Consider the following 19,059-nt stretch of genomic DNA (forward strand, 5'->3'; position numbering starts at 1 on the left):
CTTTCTCCTTCAGTGTGCGGCCCATTGAATCGAAGAGATATCAATGCCGTCCTTGAACATTTCCCACAGAGGGGACAACTCGCGCAGCTTCGCCACGTTTTCCTTGATCGTGCCGATGGCGTAGTCAATCTCTTCTTCTGTCGTCCAGCGGCCGATCGTCATGCGCAGGCTGCTGTGGGCCAGTTCGTCGCTGCGGCCGAGCGCGCGCAGCACGTAGCTGGGCTCCAGGCTGGCCGAGGTGCAGGCCGAACCCGACGACACCGCCAAGCCTTTGATACCCATGATCAGCGACTCGCCTTCGACGTAGTTGAAGCTCATGTTCAGGTTGTGCGGCACACGCTGCGTCTCGTGGCCGTTGATGAACACTTCTTCGATACCCTTCAGGCCCGCCAGCATGCGGTCGTGCAGCGCGCGGATGCGAACGTTCTCGGCGTGCATCTCTTCCTTGGCGATGCGGTAGGCCTCGCCCATGCCCACGCACTGGTGCGTGGGCAGTGTGCCCGAACGCATGCCGCGCTCGTGACCGCCACCGTGCATCTGCGCCTCGATACGGATGCGTGGCTTGCGCCGCACATACAGCGCGCCGATGCCCTTGGGGCCATAGGTCTTGTGGCCGGTCAGGCTCATCAGGTCGACCGGCAGCGTCTGCAGGTCGATGTCGATCCGGCCGGTGGCCTGCGCCGCATCCACGTGGAAGATCACGCCTTTCTCGCGGCAGATCTTGCCGATGGCGGCAATGTCCTGGATGACACCGATCTCGTTGTTCACGAACATGACCGAGGCGAGGATGGTGTCCGGGCGGATCGCCGCCTTGAAGACCTCCAGATCGAGCAGGCCGTCGGCCTGCACGTCGAGGTAGGTCACCTCGAAGCCCTGGCGCTCCAGTTCGCGCATGGTGTCGAGCACGGCCTTGTGCTCGGTCTTGACCGTGATCAGGTGCTTGCCCTTGGTCTGGTAGAAGTGGGCCGCCCCCTTCAAAGCCAGGTTGTTGGATTCGGTGGCGCCACTGGTCCAGACGATTTCGCGTGGATCGGCACCGATCAGCGCGGCCACCTGCTCACGGGCGGTTTCAACGGCCTTTTCAGCTTCCCAGCCCCAGGCATGGCTGCGCGAGGCCGGGTTGCCGAAATGTTCACGCAACCAGGGAATCATGGCATCCACCACCCGCGGGTCGCAGGGGTTGGTGGCGCTGTAGTCCATGTAGATGGGAAAGTGCGGTGTGCTCATGGAGGGCAATGAAATGGGCTGGCGGTTGGTATGGGAAGGGTTCTGAATCTGCAGGCAATGAATGTATCGGCAATCGAAAACGCACCGGACCCCAGGCATCGATCAGGACACCCCGGAACACCTGAAGTCGGACAACGGCACCGGGAAACAGTCCCCGGAAGCCGGTGTCATTTCGAAAAAGCCGCACCTCCCAGTGCGAAGACCGAATTGGGGGCGTTCACGCGGATCGGTTTGACCACCGGGGCGCTGGAAATGGCCCGCTTGATCATGGGGGCGTTTTCCACCACCACACCTTTGGCGAGCTGCTCGTCCACCAGCGACTGCAGGGACACCGAGTCGAGGAAATCCACCATTTTGGCGTTGAGCGCTGCCCACAGCTCGTGGGTCATGCAGCGGTTGCCTTCACCCAGGCAGTTTTCCTTGCCGCCACACTGGGTGGCGTCGATCGGCTCGTCCACCGAAACGATGATGTCGGCCACGGTGATTTCCGCGGCCTTGCGGCCCAGGCTGTAACCACCACCCGGGCCACGCGTGGATTCCACCAGTTCGTGGCGCCGCAGTTTGCCAAACAGCTGCTCCAGGTAAGAGAGCGAAATCTGCTGGCGCTGGCTGATGGCCGCGAGCGTGACGGGACCGTTGTTCTGGCGCAGGGCCAGATCGATCATGGCTGTGACCGCAAAGCGGCCTTTGGTCGTGAGGCGCATTTTCAAGCTCCTGTAAATTGTGGCTTGACCGTCGTTGATGGTTTCATGGGTAAAAACCCACCAAACCGCTTCTCCGCCCACCCCGCCGCAACGATGGCGGCCAATACGTTGAAGTCTTTCCCGACTATTTTGATCGAGTATACCTTAAAACCCTTCGTCTTGCTCAACCTTGCACCGAGGGGCCCAGGGTGGCTTCTGCAGAATCCGATGCAAAGCTGAAGGTCACGCAGGTTCCCGGATGCGCGCAGGAGAACCGCACCTCGGCGCCGATTTCGGTCGCCCGCACCCGGATGTTGCTGATACCGCGGCCACCTTCACGGAAACCCGATTCCATCGGCTCACCCAGTCCCACGCCGTTGTCTGTCGCGCTGAGGAAGATGCGCCCGCCGCGCTCCCAGGTGCGCACGGTCACACGGGTGGCCTGTGCATGCTGGACCACGTTGGCAAAAACCTCCTGCAGGCAGCGGAACAGGTGCATCACGCCACGCACCTCCAGCCCCGGAACGGCGGAAACCGCTTCGACCTGCCAGTCCAGATCGATGCGGGCGGCTTGCAGCGTCGGCATGATGCGCTGGCGCAAGGTGCCCAGGATGGTGGGCAGGTCGCCATCCATCGGTTCAAGCGAGTCGAGCGTCATGCGCAGCTCTTCCAGTGCGTGACTGAGCATGTTCGCCACGGACGCACTGTCCACCTTGGCGCCGCTGCTGTGCACCAGGTTGAGCGTCTGCACCAGCTGGCTTCCGAGGCCGTCGTGCATGTCACGGGTCAGGCGCCGTCGTTCGGACTCCAGCACGCGCTGGTTCTCCACCGCGCGCAGACGGTCAAACACGGCGTGCAGCTCGGCCTCACGCTCGCTCACCTTGCGCGCCAGCTCGGTATTGAGCTGCGCAACCTGTTCCATGGCTTGGGCTGTGCGCCGCACCAGCACCCAGCCCATGGCGAACATGAGCACCAGGCTGCCCGGCGTCATCCAGCGGATATCGGTGTCACCGGGGAAATCCATCTGCACCACCAGGAAGTCGCGCAAACCGGTGGCCATGGTGGCCATACCCACCACCACCATCAGGCGCTGGTTCACATTCATGCCCCAGCGGGCCCGATGCATCACTTTCAGGAGGGCCAACATGCACACCAGCACGATCACGCCCGTCCACAACCGGTAGAGCTGGTAATTCTCCAGCCAGGCCTGCAGGGCGAGCCAGAACGGCCCCAGCGCCATCATGACCACCACCAGCTTGCGCACCAGACTTTGCCTGAAATTGAACAGCTCCGACATGAACAGGTAGGTGAAGCCGCAGTACCAGGTAAAACTGAGTTTGTGAACGTAGTCCCAGACCAGGAACGGCCCGGGCAGAAAAACCGGCGTGGACAGCCACAAACGCACGGTCAGAACGACGAGCCCGCCACCGAGCAAGCCAAACAGGGGCTCAGCGGTCCGGGACCAGATCAGCAGCGACAGCACACCCATCATGAACGACGAGGCGGCCACCATCCAGGTCAGGTTGACCTGCCACCAGCTCAACCACCGATGGCGCTGGTACAAGGCATCCCGGGGACCCACCCAGACCGGTGACAGCCCGCTGATGCGCAGCAACTGCCCCTTCAGCTGAACCTCGATCCGGTTGTCAGCCCATTGGGGCGTCATCAGGCGCTGTGGCAGCTGCACGAAATGCGCCCGGGTGCCGGCGTCGCAATAGCCCGAGCTGCGCCGCCAGCACTCGGCCGACAGCTCCTGCCCATTGAACAAGACCCGGAAACGCACGCCCACGCGGGGCAGCAAGAGCCCCAGACCGTTCTCAAGCTGCCCGGCTTGCGCCAGCGCTTCGGGCAAGGCCAACCGGTAGTGCGCCTCCCCGCGCCAGCTGCGCCGCTCGTTGTCCCAGACGTGGGGCAAATCAACGGCAGTGGCTGAGGTCTCAGCCTGCCCTGCGAGCAGCACGGTCGCCTGCTCGATGGCGACCGCGCCGGGCACGTGGCCCACCCGGGTGGCCAGCCCGAGTGCCAGCAACATCACACCCACCAGCAACCCCGCCCAGAAATAAGCCGGGGTCCGGTGCAGGCGCTGCAGCAGGGGCCGCCACAGGCTCAAAGCAGTCCCCGCTGCTGGGCTGCGCGAACCACCTGCACGCGACTGTGCACCGCGAGCTTGCGGTAGAGGTTCTTGATGTGCGTGCCCACGGTGGCCGGTGAAATCGACAGCCGGGCGGCGATCTCTTTGTTGACATACCCCTTGGCCACCAGTTGCAGCACCTCCGTTTCGCGGTCGGACAACAAGACCTCGTGCAACGACTCCAGCACAGGCAACGACGACTGAACCTCGCGAAACTGCTTCAGCAGCAAACGCGCCAACAGGGGCGAAATGGGCGCACCCCCTTCGCGGATCTGTTCGATGGCATCAATGAGGGCCTCAGGGCTGCAGCCCTTGAGCACGTAACCCGTGGCGCCCGCCTCCAGCGCGGCCACCAGGCGCGACTCTTCGCCAAACACGGTAAAAACCAGCAGCTCGGCGCCGGGTTGCTGGCGTGCCAGCAAACGCAGCAAGGCTTCGCCGCTGCCATCGGGAAGACCGAGGTCCACCAGGAACACATTGGCGTTCGACGCCACGGCGTGCCGTCGCGCATGGGCCAGCGTGGCGGAGTGCCCCAACAGCTGCCAGAGCGGGCGTCGCAGCAGCGCCTGCTGCACGAACTGCAGGATGGACGGATCGTCTTCTACCAGGTAAATGCGCGTGTCAGAGCCCTGCCCCTCCGGTTCGCGCAGCGCTTGCGGTGCTTGCATAAATGGATCGGTTGCTGGTTGCCCCCGCGTCCCGTCCATGCTGGCCGGCCCCTGCGCGGGTGCTTGTGGCGCCATTGTCCTTCATTGTTTTCAGGCCACGTTGTCCACACCGGGCGCGCCAAAGATCTGCGCCTTGAGGTGGTGCAACTGGTCGCGAACGCCCGCCGCCTTCTCGAATTCGAGGTTGCGCGCATGCTCGAGCATCAGCTTCTCCAGCCGCTTGATCTCGCGCGCCACGTCCTTCTCGCTCATGTCCTCCACGCTGGCGCGCAGCGCGCTCTCGGCGGCCAGGCGGTCGGCTTCCTTGCCGGCCTTTTCGCTGTACACGCCGTCGATCAGGTCCTTGATGCGCTTGTTGATGCTGCGCGGCTCGATGCCCATGGCCAGGTTGTGTGCTATCTGTTTCGTGCGGCGGCGCTCGGTCTCGCCAATCGCTTTCTTCATCGACTCGGTGGTGCGGTCGGCGTAGAGGATGGCGCGGCCGTTCAGGTTGCGCGCAGCGCGGCCGATGGTCTGGATCAGGCTGCGTTCGGAGCGCAGGAAGCCTTCCTTGTCGGCGTCCAGGATCGCCACCAGCGACACCTCGGGGATGTCGATGCCCTCGCGCAGCAGGTTGATGCCGACCAGCACGTCGAACGCGCCCAGTCGCAGGTCGCGCAGGATCTCCACTCGTTCGACCGTGTCCACGTCGCTGTGCAGGTAACGCACCTTGACGCCGTTTTCCGTCAGGTAGTCGGTCAGCTGCTCGGCCATGCGCTTGGTCAGCGTGGTGATGAGCACGCGCTCGTTCTTCTCCACACGGATGCGGATTTCCTGCAGCACATCGTCCACCTGGTGGGTGGCGGGGCGCACCTCCACCTCCGGGTCCACCAGGCCGGTCGGGCGCACCAGCTGCTCCACCACCTGGCCCGAATGCGTCTTTTCGTAGTCGGCCGGCGTGGCCGAGACGAACACCACCTGGCGCATGCGCTGCTCGAATTCTTCGAGCTTCAACGGCCGGTTGTCCAGCGCGCTGGGCAGGCGGAAGCCGTACTCCACCAGCGTGGTCTTGCGCGCGCGGTCGCCGTTGTACATGCCACCGAACTGGCCCATGAGCACATGGCTCTCGTCCAGGAACATCAGCGCGTCTTTGGGCAGGTAGTCGGTCAGCGTGGACGGCGGCTCGCCCTCGGCGCTGCCGGCCAGATGGCGCGAGTAGTTTTCGATACCCTTGCAGTGCCCCACTTCGCTGAGCATTTCCAGATCAAAGCGGGTGCGCTGCTCCAGCCGCTGCGCTTCCACCAGTTTGCCCATGCCCACCAGCTGCGACAGGCGCACGCGCAGTTCGTCCTTGATCAGCTCCACCGCGCCCAGCACCTGCTCGCGCGGCGTCACGTAGTGGCTGCTGGGGTACACCGTGAAACGCGGGATCTTCTGCCGCACCTTGCCGGTGAGCGGGTCGAACAGTTGCAGCGTTTCCACCTCGTCGTCGAACAGCTCGATGCGGATCGCCATTTCCGAGTGTTCGGCCGGGAACACGTCGATGGTGTCCCCGCGCACGCGGAATTTGCCGCGCGAAAAGTCGGCCTCGTTGCGCGCGTACTGCATGCGCACCAGCTGCGCGATCAGGTCGCGCTGGCCGATCTTGTCGCCCACGCGCAGCAGCATCACCATCTTGTGATAACTCTCGGGTTTGCCGATGCCGTAGATGGCCGAGACAGTGGCCACGATCACCACGTCGCGCCGCTCCAGGATGCTCTTGGTGCACGAGAGGCGCATCTGCTCGATGTGCTCGTTGATCGCGCTGTCCTTTTCGATGAACAGGTCGCGCTGCGGCACATAGGCCTCGGGCTGGTAGTAGTCGTAGTAGCTGACGAAGTATTCGACCGCGTTCTTCGGGAAGAACTCGCGGAACTCGCTGTACAGCTGCGCGGCCAGCGTCTTGTTGGGCGCGAACACGATGGCCGGACGCCCCAGGCGCGCGATCACGTTGGCCATGGTGAAGGTCTTGCCCGAGCCGGTCACGCCCAGCAGGGTCTGGAACACCTCGCCGTCGTTCACACCCTCCACCAGCTGGCGGATCGCCTCGGGCTGGTCGCCCGCCGGCTGATACGGCATGAAAAGCTCGAACGGCGAGCCAGGGAAACGCACGAACTCACCCTCGTGCGCGGGCGCACCCTCAACCAACGAGAGAACCGGGGCGGCGTCAGGGATGGACATGGGCAGATTAAAATCGGTGGCTGTAGTTCAAACGAACCCGACAGCGTAACGCAAAGCCCCTTCGCGCGCCCGGGTCCGAATCGCCCCCAACCCACAGGATTTTCAGCATGTCCCTCTTCTCCGCCGTCGAAATGGCCCCGCGCGACCCGATCCTGGGTCTGAACGAACAGTTCGCTGCCGATACCAACCCCAGCAAGGTCAACCTCGGTGTGGGCGTGTATTTCGACGACAACGGCAAACTGCCGCTGCTGCAGTGCGTGCAGTCCGCTGAAAAGGCCATGATGGACAAGCCGACCGCACGCGGCTACCTGCCGATCGACGGCATCGTGGCCTACGACAACGCCGTCAAGGGCCTGGTTTTCGGCGCCGATTCCGAAGTGGTCAAGAGCGGCCGCGTGGCCACCGTGCAGGCCATCGGCGGCACCGGCGGCCTGAAAATCGGTGCCGATTTCCTGAAAAAAGTCAGCCCCGATGCCAAGGTCCTGATCTCCGACCCGAGCTGGGAAAACCACCGTGCGCTGTTCACCAACGCCGGTTTCACCGTCGACACCTACCCCTATTTCGACCAGAGCGCCAACGGCGGCCTCGGTGGCATCAACTTTGACGGCATGCTGGCCGCACTGAACGCCGCCGCCCCCGGCACCATCGTGCTGCTGCACGCCTGCTGCCACAACCCCACCGGTTACGACATCACCCCGGCCCAGTGGGACCAGGTGATCGCCGTGGTGAAAGCGCGCGACCTCACCGCCTTCCTGGACATGGCCTACCAGGGCTTTGGTTACGGTATCGCCGAAGACGGCGCCGTGATCGGCAAGTTCGTGGCCGCTGGCCTGAACATCTTCGTGTCCACCAGCTTCTCCAAGAGCTTCAGCCTCTACGGCGAGCGCGTGGGCGCCCTGAGCGTGGTGGGCAGCAGCAAGGAAGAGACCGACCGCGTGCTCAGCCAGCTCAAGATCGCCATCCGCACCAACTACTCCAACCCACCGATCCACGGTGGCGCCATCGTTGCCGCCGTGCTGGGCAACCCCGAACTGCGCGCGCTGTGGGAACAGGAACTGGGCGAGATGCGCGTGCGCATCAAGGCCATGCGCCAGAAGCTGGTCGATGGCCTGAAGGCCGCCGGCGTCGCCAAGGACATGAGCTTCATCACCACCCAGATCGGCATGTTCAGCTACTCCGGCCTGTCCAAGGACCAGATGGTGCGTCTGCGCAGCGAGTTCGGCGTCTACGGCACCGACACCGGCCGCATGTGCGTGGCCGCACTCAACAGCAAGAACATCGACTACGTCTGCCAGGCGATCGCCAAGGTGATCTGACCGGGTTGAACCAGAGAGAAATGCCGCTCGGTGAGCGGCATTTCTGTTTCTGGAAGCCCATGGAGCCCGATCAGCCCCAGATGACCGAGCGCATGGAGATGGAAGCGGCCTGGAAGCTGTCGTTGAAGAAACGGGGCGCTTCACCCGCCTCCACCGCACCAGCGGCGTACAGCAAAGGCAGGTAGTGGTCCCAGGTGGGGTGGGCCATCTGGGCCAGCGGGCCCAGCGCACGGAATCCGTCCAGGGCCTCCAGCCGCCCCTCGGCGATGTGATCGCCCGTGATGCGGTCAAACTCGATCGCCCAGTCGTAGGCCTGGTTGTCGGGCGCTTCGCGGCGGATGGCGCGCAGGTTGTGCACGATGTTGCCGCTGCCCACGATCAGAACGCCCCGGTCTCGCAGTGCGCGCAGTTGCCGCCCCAGTTCAAAATGTTCGGCTGGCGGACGGCTGTAATCCATGCTGAGCTGGATCACCGGGATGCTGGCATCCGGAAACATCGGCTTGAGCACCGACCAGGTGCCGTGGTCCAGACCCCATTCCAGATCGTCCAGACCCAGCGGCGCCCCGCTGCCCGGCTGAGACAGGACCGCACTGATGGCCTGCGCCATCGCCGGCGATCCCGGGGCCGGGTACTGCTGATCGAACAGGGCTTGCGGAAAACCACCGAAATCATGGATCGTGCGGGGGTCCTCCATGGCGGTGAGCTGCCAGCCCCGGGTGATCCAGTGGGCAGAAATACACAGGATCAGGCGGGGACGCGGACCCCGCTCCAGCAGTTCGGTGCCCAGCGCCTGCCAGCTGCGCCGGTAGGCGTTGTCTTCGATGGCGTTCATGGGACTGCCATGCCCCAGAAACAGCACAGGCAGGCGTTCGGTCAGGGGCCAGTTTGTCAGGGACTCCAGACGGGCACCGGTGACAGCCGGCGTGGAGGGCTGGGCGGCAGAGGACAGGCTCATGGGATTCCCATCGCGGTGGCGGCAAGAGCGATACCGGTACGGATCAGCGGGCGGCGTTGGATGCTGGGGAACGGTTTCTCGGACGAGGCGGGGATCGGTGAAACAACAACCAGAAAGCTCAGGACACATTCTTTCACGAAGGTGACAACCGGCTGGGGAAATTAGGTGTTTTCACTCTCGCGCCACCTGCGGCATACTGTTATATTGCACTGCAACATAACTGATCGGCTGCCCCATGCTCTACCAGATTTACGAAACCCAGCGCTCCATCATGGAGCCGTTCGCTGACCTGGCCGAAGTGGCCTCCAGGCTTTACAACAACCCTTCTCTGCCGCTGGCCCAGTTGCCCATGGCACAGCGTGTGTCGGCCGGCTACGATCTGATGCACCGGCTGGGCAAAGACTACGAAAAGCCTGTTTTCGGCATCCACACGGTCGATGTGGATGGCGTGGATGTGGCGATCCATGAGCGCGTGGAAGTCGACAAGCCGTTTTGCGAACTGCGCCGCTTCAAGCGTTTCTCTGACGACACCGCGACCCTGGAGAAGCTCAAAGGCCAGCCCGTTGTGCTGGTGGTGGCACCGCTGTCCGGCCACTACGCCACGCTGTTGCGCGACACCGTGCGCACCATGCTCAAGGACCACAAGGTCTACATCACCGACTGGAAAAACGCCCGCCTGGTGCCCCTGTCCGAAGGCGAGTTCCACCTCGACGATTACATCAACTACGTGCAGGAATTCATCGAGTACCTGCAAAAGGGCTACGGCAACTGCCACGTCATGAGCGTGTGCCAGCCCACCGTGCCGGTGCTGGCTGCGGTTTCGCTGATGGCCAGCCGCGGCGAAACGACACCGCTGTCCATGACCATGATGGGCGGCCCCATCGACGCCAGCAAGTCGCCCACGGCGGTCAACAACCTGGCCACGCAGCGCAGCCACAGCTGGTTCGAAAACAACGTGATCTACCGCGTGCCGAGCAACTTCCCGGGCGCCGGCCGCCGTGTTTACCCCGGCTTCCTGCAGCACACCGGTTTTGTGGCCATGAACCCCGACCGCCACGCCACCAGCCATTACGACTATTTCAAGGACCTGATCAAGGGTGACAACGAGAGCGCCGAGAACCACCGCCAGTTCTACGACGAGTACAACGCCGTGCTCGACATGGACGCGGACTACTACCTGGAAACCATCCAGACGGTGTTCCAGGACTTCAAGCTGGTCAACGGCACCTGGGACGTGAAGTCCGTGAAGGGCAAGATCGAGCGCGTGCGTCCGGAAGACATCGCGACCACCGGCCTTCTCACGATCGAAGGCGAGCTCGACGACATCTCCGGCTCGGGCCAGACCGCTGCCGCGCACAATCTGTGCTCTGGCATTCCCAAGACGCACCAGATGCACTACGAGGCCAAAGGCGCCGGTCACTACGGCATCTTCAGCGGCCGGCGCTGGCGCGACATGGTCTACCCGGTGGTGAAGACCTTCATCCTGTCGCACCAGCCCAAGCCTGCGCAGGAGGCCGCTGCTGCCGCGTCGACCGCGCCCGCTGTTGTGGCCCAACCCGCCGTGCGCGCCGTCAAACCGGCCCAAGCCAAGACCGCAACCAAGGTGGTGAGCAAAGCAGTTGTGCCAGCCGCCAAGGCAGCGCCGACCAAAGCCGTGGCCAAGCCCGCGACCAAGGCCCCGGTCGCCGCCGCCAAACGCAAGACCCCTCCCCGCTCAGCTTGATGGCGTGCGGGCCGGGGAGCGCCCTGCTCCCCGGTATATTGGCGACATGAACGATCTCGCCCGGCGCATCGACGCCGCCTTGCCCCAGACCCAGTGCACCCGCTGCGGTTACCCGGACTGCGCCCGTTACGCCGAAGCGGTTGCCTCGGGGGAAGCCGGCATCAACCAGTGTCCGCCCGGCGGCGCCGAGGGCATCGCCCGACTGGCTGCCCTCACCGGTCGATCCGAAACACCGCTGAACCCGACCAACGGGATCGAAGGTCCTTTGACCCTCGCGGTGATCGATGAAGACTGGTGCATCGGCTGCACCCTGTGCATCAAGGCCTGCCCAACCGATGCCATCGTCGGCAGCAACAAGCTTATGCACACCGTGATCGAACCCTATTGCACGGGTTGTGAGCTCTGCTTGCCGGTCTGTCCTGTGGACTGCATCTCGCTGGAGATCGTCAGTGGTGAACGCACTGGCTGGCAGGCGTGGACCACCGAACAGGCCACCCTGGCCCGCCAGCGCTACGACGCGCGCACCGTGCGACTGGCCCGCGAACAGGTGGAACACGATCTCTTGCTCGAAACCAAAGCGCGCATGAAATACGCCGACCTTGAGGCCCATTCGCAGCACACCGACCCCGCTGTGCTGGACAAGAAACGCGCCGTCATTGAAGCGGCGCTGGAGCGTGCGCGGGCCAAACGCCAGGCCGACGGCGGTTGAGCATCACACCCGCCCGGGCCGTGGACTGAACGCTCAGCGACCTCCAGATCGCCATCGTGCCGACACTGCGCGAACCCAGCCCGGCAACCCCTCATCTTCGGGAAAACGACGGACATCCGCCCTGACAACGGCAGGACAAGAAAAAAACCTCGCTACCCAAAAGATAGCGAGGTTTTCTTGTATTTACTGGGGTGGCTGATGGGGCTCGAACCCACGACAACAGGAATCACAATCCTGGACTCTACCAACTGAGCTACAGCCACCTCAAGCCTTGCATTATAGCGCGTTCCTGAACGGTTTACGCGATCGACAAAAAGCTTCAGCGTTGCGGTGGTGCGGGCGCGGGCACCATGAGCTTGACGCGGAACTGCTCCTTGAGCATCTCGTAGTAAGCCTGGCTCTCGGCGGCGGTCCACCACTGGTTGTATTGCGCCACCTCCTGCTCTGGTACCGCCGCATCGCGTTTGGCACGGGGCAGGACCTTTTCGACCTTCACCACCGCGTAGCCCTGGTCACCCAGGCTCACACCCGCCCAGGCGGGCAATTGCGCCGGATCGGTGCTCAGGGCTGCCTTGAGCAGCGCAGCCGGCAGACCTTTGGGATCTTCGCGCGATATGACCACCGAAGCCGGCATGCCCGAGGCATTCGCGCCCGATTTCCAGGCGGCCAGTTGCTTGGCGCCTTCCTCACTGGCGAGTTCGGCGGCGCGCTGGGCCACCAACCGCGCGCGCACGCTGTCGCGCACTTCGGCCAGCGGCCTGGTGCGGGCCGGGGTGTGGTTCACCACGCGTGCCGCAGCCAGCTGACCGGAGCCGGTTTCCACCGCTTCGGTGTTGCGCTTGTTCTGCACCGCGTCGGGTGCGAAGATGGCTTCGAGCAACCGCGGATGGGCCAACACGCCGGCGTCCGCACCGGGCTGACGCGTCAGTCCCTTGAAGGTCTTCACCTCCAGCTTCAGGCGCTCGGCCGTGGGCTGCAGGCTGTCGGCCTGTTCGTAAACCAGGTTGCCAAAGGTGTCGGCGGTCTCGGCAAACAGCTTTTGCGCCTGTTGCTGTTTGAGATCGGTTTCGATCTGCGCGCGCATCTCGTCGAAGCTGCGTGGCTTGGGCGCCTTGATGTCGGTCAGCTGGATGATGTGGAAACCGAAGTCGGTCTCGACCACGTCGGAGATCGTGCCTTTCTCCAGTGCAAACACCGCATCTTCAAAGGGCTTGACCATGGCGCCGCGCCCGAAGTAGTCCAGGTCGCCGCCATTGGCCGCAGAGCCTGGATCTTTCGACTCGGCCTTGGCCACGTCTGCAAAGGTTTGCGGGGCCTTGCGGACCTGTTCGAGCAGGGCCTGAGCGCGCTGGCGCACTTTGTCCTTTTCTTCCGCAGGCGCGTTCGCGGGCACGGTCAGGAGGATGTGGCTGGCACGGCGCTCCTCATTGCCCGACAGGCGGGACACATTCTGCTCGTAGTACGAACGCACATCGGCCTCGTTGAGGGCCACCGACTGTTGCAGGGCTGCTGCGTCGAGCACCAGGTATTCAACGTCCGCCTGCTCGGGCGCCTGGAACAAGGCCGGGTTCTCCTGATAGAAGCGCTCGATGTCGGCATCGGCGGGCTGCACGCGGCTGGCCTGGTCGGCGGCGGCAAAGCGCTGCACGCGCACTTCGCGACGTTCGAAGAAAGCGTTGAGCGTCAGATGGGCCAGATCGGCCGGAACGAAACCGGAACCCGTCACGCCCTGCCCCACCTGCTGTTTCGACAGATCGGCGCGCACGCTGGCCTCGTACATCTCGGGCGTCATGCCCTGGCGACCCACCAGCTGCTTGTAGGCCTCGACATCGAGCGTGCCGTCAGCACGGCGCAGGGCGGCAATGCCCGGGTCTTGCTGCAGCGCGCGCGCCAGGTGCTGGTCGCTGGTGTAGAGCTTGAATTTTTCGGCAGCCGCCGTCAGCAGCCGGTCACGCACGAGGCGCTCCAGCGCGGCGTAACGGAACTCGTCGGTGTCCAGCAGCCGGCTGTCGAGGGTCGGATTGGCATCGCGCAGGCGCTGCGACTCCACACGGTGAGCCTGGTCCCATTCGGCCTGGGTGATGTCCTTGCCGTCGACCGAAGCGACAGTCTCGCCGCCCGGGCTGGGATCTGAAAAGCCCTGGACACCGAACAGGACGAACCCGGGAACGATCAGGATCAGCAAAAAGCCCATGAGGTACTTCTTGTGATTGCGGATGGATTCGAACATGCCTTGAATTCCTGAAACAACAAACGGCGCCAGATCTGTTCTGCCTGCGCCGGCAACAAAAAAGGCGAACCCGGGTTCGCCTTTTCGATGGTGGTGGGTGCTGACGGGGTCGAACCGCCGACCTACGCCTTGTAAGGGCGCCGCTCTACCGACTGAGCTAAGCACCCCACCGGAAAACCGGGATGGCGCTTCAGTTCAGCGCATCCTTCAATGCCTTGCCCGGACGGAACTTCGGCACCTTGGCGGACTTGATTTTAATCTCTTCGCCGGTGCGCGGGTTGCGGCCCTTGCGTGCGGGGCGCTTGGTCACGGCAAACGAACCGAAACCGACCAGGGAAACGGTACCGCCCTTTTTCAGGGTGGTGCGGATGGCTGTGATGGTGGAGTCCAGTGCTCGCGTGGCGGCCGCCTTGGAAATGTCGGCATGCTTGGCGATGTGTTCGACGAGTTCTGTTTTGTTCACAAATAGCCCCTCTTGAAGTGATTGAAATTTCTTGTGGACCGTTCAGCCGCCCTGCACAGAAGCCTGTCTGACAACGCACTGTCCGGATCGCTCATGTTCGCATTGGCCGGGCAACGTGGCCAGACTGGTGCCCGTTGATTAGACCCACGGGTCAAGTTCCCTGTCAACACTTCAGCCAACACAGGCGAATGCCCTCTGAACGAGAGCGCAGATTCTATGCGCATTGTCAAAGTGTGATTGAAGGGTTCGTGAAATTTTGCACGCCTGCCCGAAAGGTCACGGCACCGTTTCAACGGCGGAGAGCGTTTTCGATCGCCCGACCCACGTCCTGTGTGCTGGCGCTGCCCCCCAGATCGGGCGTGCGCGGTGCGCCGATGCCCGGCTGCAACACCGCTTCAATGGCACCCATCACCGCGTCGTGCGCGGCGCGGTAGCCCAGGTGGTCGAGCATCATCGCGCCGCACCAGATCTGACCGATCGGGTTCGCGATGCCTTTGCCCGCAATGTCGGGGGCGGAGCCGTGCACCGGTTCGAACAGCGAAGGGTGCTGGCGCGTCGGATTGAGGTTGGCGCTGGGCGCGATGCCGATGGTGCCGGTGCAAGCCGGACCGAGATCGCTCAGGATGTCGCCGAACAGGTTGCTGCCCACCACCACGTCGAAGAAGTCCGGGCGCTGCACGAAGTGCGCGGTGAGGATGTCGATGTGGAACTTGTCCACCGTCACGTCCGGGTACTGCTTGGCCATCTCGGCCACGCGCTCGTCCCAGTACGGCATGGTGATCGCAATGCCGTTGCTCTTGGTGGCGCTGGTCAGGTGCTTTTTGGGACGCGAGCGCGCGACTTCAAACGCGTGGCGCAGCACACGATCCACGCCGATGCGCGACATCACGGTTTCCTGCACCACGATCTCGCGTTCGGTGCCCGGGTACATGCGCCCGCCGATGCTGGAGTATTCACCCTCGGTGTTCTCGCGCACGATCACCATGTCGATCTCGCCGGGCTGGCGCGGGCTGCCATCGCGGCGCACCACCGGTGCGGTCACGCCGGGCATGAGTTTGGCGGGGCGGATGTTGACGTACTGGTCGAATTCACGGCGAAACAGCAGCAGCGAGCCCCAGAGCGACACGTGGTCGGGCACCTTGTCGGGCCAGCCGACGGCGCCGAAGTAGATGGCGTCGTGGCCGCCGATCTGTTCCTTCCAGTCGTCGGGCAGCATCTGGCCGTGCTTCTCGTGGTAGTCGCAGCTCGAAAAATCGAAGTGGTCGAACCGCAGCGGGATGTTGAACTTCGTGGCCGCAGCCTCCATCACGCGAAGGCCTTCGGGCATGACTTCGGTGCCGATGCCGTCGCCGGCGATGACCGCGATGCGGTGCGTTTTGCTCATGGGATGCTCCTGTGGATCAAGGGGTGAAGAAGGGGACTGCCTCGGCGATCACCCGCTCGGGCAGTTCCTCGGCGATGTAGTGGCCGCACGGCAAGGCCTGACCGGTGACCTGATGGGCGCGCTCGCGCCAGAGTGACAGCACGTCGAAGCAGCGCCCCACCGTGCCGTATTCGCCCCAGAACACGCGCAGGGGCTGCATCAGGCGATGGCCTGCGACCACGTCCGCGCGGTCGTGTTCCAGGTCGATGCCCGCACTGGCACGGTAGTCCTCGCAGATCGATGTCGCCGTACCGGGCAACGCAGCGCAGCGTTCGTACTCGGCCAGTGCGGCGGGATCGAACGGGGCGAGCCCCGCGTGCCGGCTGCCCATCACGCTGCGCACGTAACGCACGGGGTCGGACGCTATCAGCGCCTCCGGCAGGGGCGGCGGCTGGATCAGGAAGAACCAGTGCCAATAAGCGCGCGCGAAGTCTTCGGAGGTCTGCCCGTACATGGCCAGCGTGGGCGCGATGTCGAGCAGCATCAGCCGCTGCACCGCGTTCGGGTGGTCGGCTGCCAGCCGGTGGGCCACGCGCGCGCCGCGGTCGTGGGCCAGCACGCCAAAGTGGTCAAAGCCGTGCTGTGCCATCACGGCCAGCGCATCGAGCGCCATCTCGCGTTTGCTGTGCGCACGATGATCCGCATCCGGCGCGGGGCGCGCCGAGTCGCCGTAACCGCGCAGGTCCATCAGCACCACGGTGAAGCACCCGGCCAGCGCGGGCGCCACCCGGTGCCACATGGCCTGGGTCTGCGGATGGCCGTGCAGCAGCAGCAGCGGTGGCCCCTCGCCGGCCACGCGCGTATGCAGGCGAACGCCTTCGCGGAGCACGGTGCGGGTCTGAAAACCTTTGAACATGGCCGCAAGCTTAATCCGCATTGAAGCAATAATCCTGCAATTGATTCGTTCTCAAAAGGAAACAATTGGACCGCCCCGATCTTGAACTCGTGCTCGCTGTGCGCCAGCACGGCAGCCTGGTGATGGCCGCGCGCGAACTGAAGGTGGCCCCTTCGGCCGTGACCAAACGCCTGGCCGCGCTGGAGTCCCGGCTCGGCCTGCGCCTGTTCCAGCGCACCACCCGCCGCGTCAGCCCCACGGCCGAAGGCGAGACCTTGTGTGAACGCGCGGGTGAATTGCTGCGCGCTTTTGACGCGCTGGAGGCCGAACTGCGCGAGCGCCAGACCGAACCGTCAGGCCCGATCCGCCTCGCTGCCACCTTCGGTTTCGGCCGCCTCTGGCTGGGGCCGGCGCTGGCGGATTTCCAGGCACGGCACCCGGCGGTGCACATCCAGCTGCAGCTGACCGAGCAGTTGCCCGATCTGGCGGTGGAGGGGTTTGACGGCGCCATCTGGCTCTGGAACGCGCCGGCACAACGCGCCAGCGAATGGGTCTCGCGCCGGCTCGCACCCAACCAGCGGGTGCTGGTGGCGGCACCCGCGTACCTGCAAGCCCACGGGGAACCCCGCTCGCTGCAGGAACTGGCTGCCCATGCCTGCCTCGTGGTGCGCGAAAACGGCGGCGGACCAGGACAGCGCTTCGACCACTGGCGGCTGCAGCGCGAGGGAGAGCCCGCGATTCAGCACGCGCCAGTGCGCGGACCACTCTCCAGCAACTCGGGCGAGATGGTGCGCGACTGGTGCCTGGCTGGCCACGGCATCATGTTGCGCAGCCTGTGGGACATCGCACCGCAGATGGCCAGCGGCGATCTGGTGCGGGTGCTGCCGGCCTACGCCATGCCCGACGCCGACGTCCACTGGCTCGCGCCCTTCCGGTCTCAGGTGCCTCGGCGCATCCGTCTGCTGCTGGATTTCCTCGCTGAGCGCTTCCAGGACGAACCGTGGCGGCGCCTCAGCGCGCCGGCCGCACCACCAGGCTCACGCCGAAAGCGGTGAGCGCGGTGCCGGCGAGGGTCACCGCCGTGATGGGCTCGGCAAACAGCAGCCAGGCGATCAGCGCAGTGCTGGGCGGCACGAGGTACATGAGGCTGGTGACCGAGGCCGCCGCGCCACGCTGGATCAGCATGTAGAGCAGCGAGCTGCCGCCCAGCGTGAGCCCCAGCACCGACCAGGCCATGGCGCCCACCAGCTCGGCGTTGAGCGCGCCGTCGGCCTGGGTCCAGTGCATGGATTCCGACTCCATCAAGGTCAGCGGCAGCGTGACCAGCAACGCGGCGGCCAGCTGTACCGTGTTGGCACTGCGCACGTCGCAGGGCTGCACGAAGCGCTTCTGGTACAGCGTGCCGACGGTGATGGACAACAAGGCCATCAACGCAAACGAGAGGTTGATCCAGTTGGCCTGGTCGCCCGGGCCACCGGCACCGAACTTGCGCGAGACCACCAGCACCAGACCGGCAAAGCCCAGCAGCAGGCCGACCCACTGGCGGCGCGACACGTGATGCCCTCCCACGCTGGTGAGCCAGATGGCAGTGAGCACGGGCTGGATGCCGACGATGAGCGAGGACAGCCCCGAACCCATGCCCGCCTTGACCGCCGCCCAGACACCGCCGAGGTAGCCCGCATGCATCAGGATGCCCGTGACAGCGAGATGCAAGGCCTGTTTGCGATTGCTCGGCCACTTCACGCCGGCGAGCACGATCCAGGGCAGAAAGCAGAGGATGGAGAGCGCGTAACGCACCGCGAGAAATTTCATCGGTGGCGCGTGCGGCATGCCGTAGCGCGCAACGATGAAGCCCGTGCTCCAGATCAGCACGAAGACCCAGGGCATGGCGCGCAGCCATGCGTTGTCGCGGCTGGACTCGGGCATCAGCGCGAGCGGGCCCGTATCTCGGGCAGCGCCTTCTGCAAGTAATACACCATGGACCAGACGGTCAGGACCGCCGAGATCCAGATCAGCCAGGTGCCCCACAGGTGCGTGTTGATCAGGCCCAGCAGCGTCCCGTCAAACAGCAGAAAGGGAATCGCCGTCATCTGCACCGCGGTCTTGAGCTTGCCGACCATGTGCACCGCCACGCTCTTGGTCGCGCCGATGATGGCCATCCACTCACGCAGCGAGGAAATGGCGATCTCGCGGCCGATGATGATGAGCGCCACAAACACATCGGCCCGCTCCAGATGCACCAGCACCAGGAGACTGGCGCAGACGAGAAATTTGTCCGCCACCGGGTCCAGGAAGGCGCCGAAGGCCGAGGTCTGGTTCAGCCGGCGGGCCAGGTAGCCGTCGGCCCAGTCGGTCGCGGCAAACACCACAAACAGCACCGTCGCGATCAGGTTCTGCTCTTTCGCACTCATGCCTTCCAGGTAGAACACCCCGATGATCAGCGGGATGGCGACGATGCGCGCCCAGGTCAGCAGGGTGGGGAGGTTGAAAAACATGG

16 protein-coding genes and 2 tRNA genes are annotated in these 19,059 nt (G+C 64.4%); 4 read left to right on the forward strand and 14 right to left on the reverse strand.

Features of this window, described 5'->3' with window-relative positions; all coding sequences use genetic code 11:
* Positions 1-9 precede the first annotated feature (9 nt).
* From AC0GNO_RS11220 to uvrB, 5 genes are all read right to left on the reverse strand, one after another.
* Entirely contained in the window at positions 10-1,227 is a 1,218-nt protein-coding gene (locus AC0GNO_RS11220) for an IscS subfamily cysteine desulfurase (protein WP_472889063.1), read from the reverse strand.
* 167 nt (positions 1,228-1,394) lie between these two features.
* A complete protein-coding gene (gene iscR, locus AC0GNO_RS11225) occupies positions 1,395-1,931 on the reverse strand; it encodes a Fe-S cluster assembly transcriptional regulator IscR (protein WP_226462032.1) in 537 nt (178 codons plus the stop codon).
* 163 nt (positions 1,932-2,094) lie between these two features.
* The gene (locus tag AC0GNO_RS11230; RefSeq protein ID WP_472903959.1) at positions 2,095-4,020 is read right to left on the reverse strand and encodes a sensor histidine kinase; all 1,926 of its coding nucleotides are present in this window, start codon (positions 4,018-4,020) and stop codon (positions 2,095-2,097) included.
* A complete protein-coding gene (locus AC0GNO_RS11235) occupies positions 4,017-4,709 on the reverse strand; it encodes a LuxR C-terminal-related transcriptional regulator (protein WP_472903960.1) in 693 nt (230 codons plus the stop codon). Before AC0GNO_RS11235 ends, AC0GNO_RS11230 begins: the two co-directional genes overlap by 4 nt.
* A gap of 90 nt (positions 4,710-4,799) precedes the next feature.
* On the reverse strand, positions 4,800-6,908 hold the full coding sequence (gene uvrB / locus AC0GNO_RS11240; RefSeq protein WP_472903961.1) for an excinuclease ABC subunit UvrB: 2,109 nt from the start codon (positions 6,906-6,908) through the stop codon (positions 4,800-4,802).
* A gap of 107 nt (positions 6,909-7,015) precedes the next feature.
* On the opposite strand from uvrB, the gene AC0GNO_RS11245 reads away from it, so the two are divergent.
* Positions 7,016-8,224, forward strand: coding sequence for an amino acid aminotransferase (locus tag AC0GNO_RS11245; RefSeq protein ID WP_472903962.1), 1,209 nt, complete (start codon positions 7,016-7,018; stop codon positions 8,222-8,224).
* A 70-nt stretch (positions 8,225-8,294) separates the two neighbouring features.
* Here AC0GNO_RS11245 and ygiD read toward each other — a convergent pair whose 3' ends face one another.
* Positions 8,295-9,179, reverse strand: coding sequence for a 4,5-DOPA-extradiol-dioxygenase (gene ygiD / locus AC0GNO_RS11250; protein ID WP_472903963.1), 885 nt, complete (start codon positions 9,177-9,179; stop codon positions 8,295-8,297).
* Between the two features lie 235 nt (positions 9,180-9,414).
* Between ygiD and AC0GNO_RS11255 the strand changes: the two genes are divergently transcribed.
* Entirely contained in the window at positions 9,415-10,902 is a 1,488-nt protein-coding gene (locus AC0GNO_RS11255) for a polyhydroxyalkanoate depolymerase (RefSeq protein ID WP_472889069.1), read from the forward strand.
* Positions 10,903-10,948: 46 nt separating this feature from the next.
* A complete protein-coding gene (rsxB, locus tag AC0GNO_RS11260) occupies positions 10,949-11,611 on the forward strand; it encodes an electron transport complex subunit RsxB (protein WP_472889070.1) in 663 nt (220 codons plus the stop codon).
* A gap of 187 nt (positions 11,612-11,798) precedes the next feature.
* Here the strand turns inward: rsxB and AC0GNO_RS11265 are convergent.
* The 6 genes from AC0GNO_RS11265 to AC0GNO_RS11290 all read right to left on the reverse strand — a co-directional run bounded on the left by AC0GNO_RS11265 (position 11,799) and on the right by AC0GNO_RS11290 (position 16,583).
* Positions 11,799-11,874, reverse strand: a tRNA-His gene (locus AC0GNO_RS11265).
* 56 nt (positions 11,875-11,930) lie between these two features.
* Positions 11,931-13,841 (reverse strand): SurA N-terminal domain-containing protein, encoded by a 1,911-nt coding sequence (locus tag AC0GNO_RS11270; RefSeq protein ID WP_472903964.1) that lies wholly within the window; start codon positions 13,839-13,841, stop codon positions 11,931-11,933.
* A 91-nt stretch (positions 13,842-13,932) separates the two neighbouring features.
* A tRNA-Val gene (locus AC0GNO_RS11275) sits at positions 13,933-14,008 on the reverse strand.
* A gap of 23 nt (positions 14,009-14,031) precedes the next feature.
* On the reverse strand, positions 14,032-14,304 hold the full coding sequence (locus AC0GNO_RS11280; RefSeq protein WP_177139628.1) for an HU family DNA-binding protein: 273 nt from the start codon (positions 14,302-14,304) through the stop codon (positions 14,032-14,034).
* A 289-nt stretch (positions 14,305-14,593) separates the two neighbouring features.
* Positions 14,594-15,688 (reverse strand): tartrate dehydrogenase, encoded by a 1,095-nt coding sequence (locus AC0GNO_RS11285; RefSeq protein WP_472889072.1) that lies wholly within the window; start codon positions 15,686-15,688, stop codon positions 14,594-14,596.
* Positions 15,689-15,704: 16 nt separating this feature from the next.
* Complete coding sequence (locus AC0GNO_RS11290) at positions 15,705-16,583, reverse strand: alpha/beta fold hydrolase (protein ID WP_472903965.1); 879 nt, start codon at positions 16,581-16,583, stop codon at positions 15,705-15,707.
* A gap of 65 nt (positions 16,584-16,648) precedes the next feature.
* Between AC0GNO_RS11290 and AC0GNO_RS11295 the strand changes: the two genes are divergently transcribed.
* Positions 16,649-17,617: a LysR family transcriptional regulator gene (locus AC0GNO_RS11295; RefSeq protein ID WP_472903966.1), complete on the forward strand. Its 969-nt coding sequence runs from the start codon at positions 16,649-16,651 to the stop codon at positions 17,615-17,617.
* Here AC0GNO_RS11295 and AC0GNO_RS11300 read toward each other — a convergent pair.
* Together AC0GNO_RS11300 and pgsA are read right to left on the reverse strand one after the other, a co-directional pair.
* A complete protein-coding gene (locus tag AC0GNO_RS11300; protein WP_472903967.1) occupies positions 17,574-18,488 on the reverse strand; it encodes a DMT family transporter in 915 nt (304 codons plus the stop codon). The two genes, AC0GNO_RS11295 and AC0GNO_RS11300, sit on opposite strands and share 44 nt — an antisense overlap.
* Positions 18,488-19,057, reverse strand: coding sequence for a CDP-diacylglycerol--glycerol-3-phosphate 3-phosphatidyltransferase (gene pgsA, locus AC0GNO_RS11305; protein WP_472903968.1), 570 nt, complete (start codon positions 19,055-19,057; stop codon positions 18,488-18,490). Before pgsA ends, AC0GNO_RS11300 begins: the two co-directional genes overlap by 1 nt.
* Positions 19,058-19,059: the final 2 nt, after the last annotated feature.

This window comes from Hydrogenophaga sp. L310 (assembly GCF_055703065.1).

Excerpts from the sequence above, each read along its gene's own strand:
- AC0GNO_RS11235 (WP_472903960.1), bottom strand. The coding sequence starts at position 4,709 with ATGCAAGCACCGCAAGCGCTGCGCGAACCGGAGGGGCAGGGCTCTGAC.
- rsxB (WP_472889070.1), top strand. The coding sequence starts at position 10,949 with ATGAACGATCTCGCCCGGCGCATCGACGCCGCCTTGCCCCAGACCCAG.
- AC0GNO_RS11270 (WP_472903964.1), bottom strand. The coding sequence starts at position 13,841 with ATGTTCGAATCCATCCGCAATCACAAGAAGTACCTCATGGGCTTTTTG.
- iscR (WP_226462032.1), bottom strand. The coding sequence starts at position 1,931 with ATGCGCCTCACGACCAAAGGCCGCTTTGCGGTCACAGCCATGATCGAT.
- ygiD (WP_472903963.1), bottom strand. The coding sequence starts at position 9,179 with ATGAGCCTGTCCTCTGCCGCCCAGCCCTCCACGCCGGCTGTCACCGGT.
- AC0GNO_RS11285 (WP_472889072.1), bottom strand. The coding sequence starts at position 15,688 with ATGAGCAAAACGCACCGCATCGCGGTCATCGCCGGCGACGGCATCGGC.
- AC0GNO_RS11220 (WP_472889063.1), bottom strand. The coding sequence starts at position 1,227 with ATGAGCACACCGCACTTTCCCATCTACATGGACTACAGCGCCACCAAC.
- pgsA (WP_472903968.1), bottom strand. The coding sequence starts at position 19,057 with ATGTTTTTCAACCTCCCCACCCTGCTGACCTGGGCGCGCATCGTCGCC.
- AC0GNO_RS11245 (WP_472903962.1), top strand. The coding sequence starts at position 7,016 with ATGTCCCTCTTCTCCGCCGTCGAAATGGCCCCGCGCGACCCGATCCTG.
- uvrB (WP_472903961.1), bottom strand. The coding sequence starts at position 6,908 with ATGTCCATCCCTGACGCCGCCCCGGTTCTCTCGTTGGTTGAGGGTGCG.
- AC0GNO_RS11290 (WP_472903965.1), bottom strand. The coding sequence starts at position 16,583 with ATGTTCAAAGGTTTTCAGACCCGCACCGTGCTCCGCGAAGGCGTTCGC.
- AC0GNO_RS11255 (WP_472889069.1), top strand. The coding sequence starts at position 9,415 with ATGCTCTACCAGATTTACGAAACCCAGCGCTCCATCATGGAGCCGTTC.
- AC0GNO_RS11300 (WP_472903967.1), bottom strand. The coding sequence starts at position 18,488 with ATGCCCGAGTCCAGCCGCGACAACGCATGGCTGCGCGCCATGCCCTGG.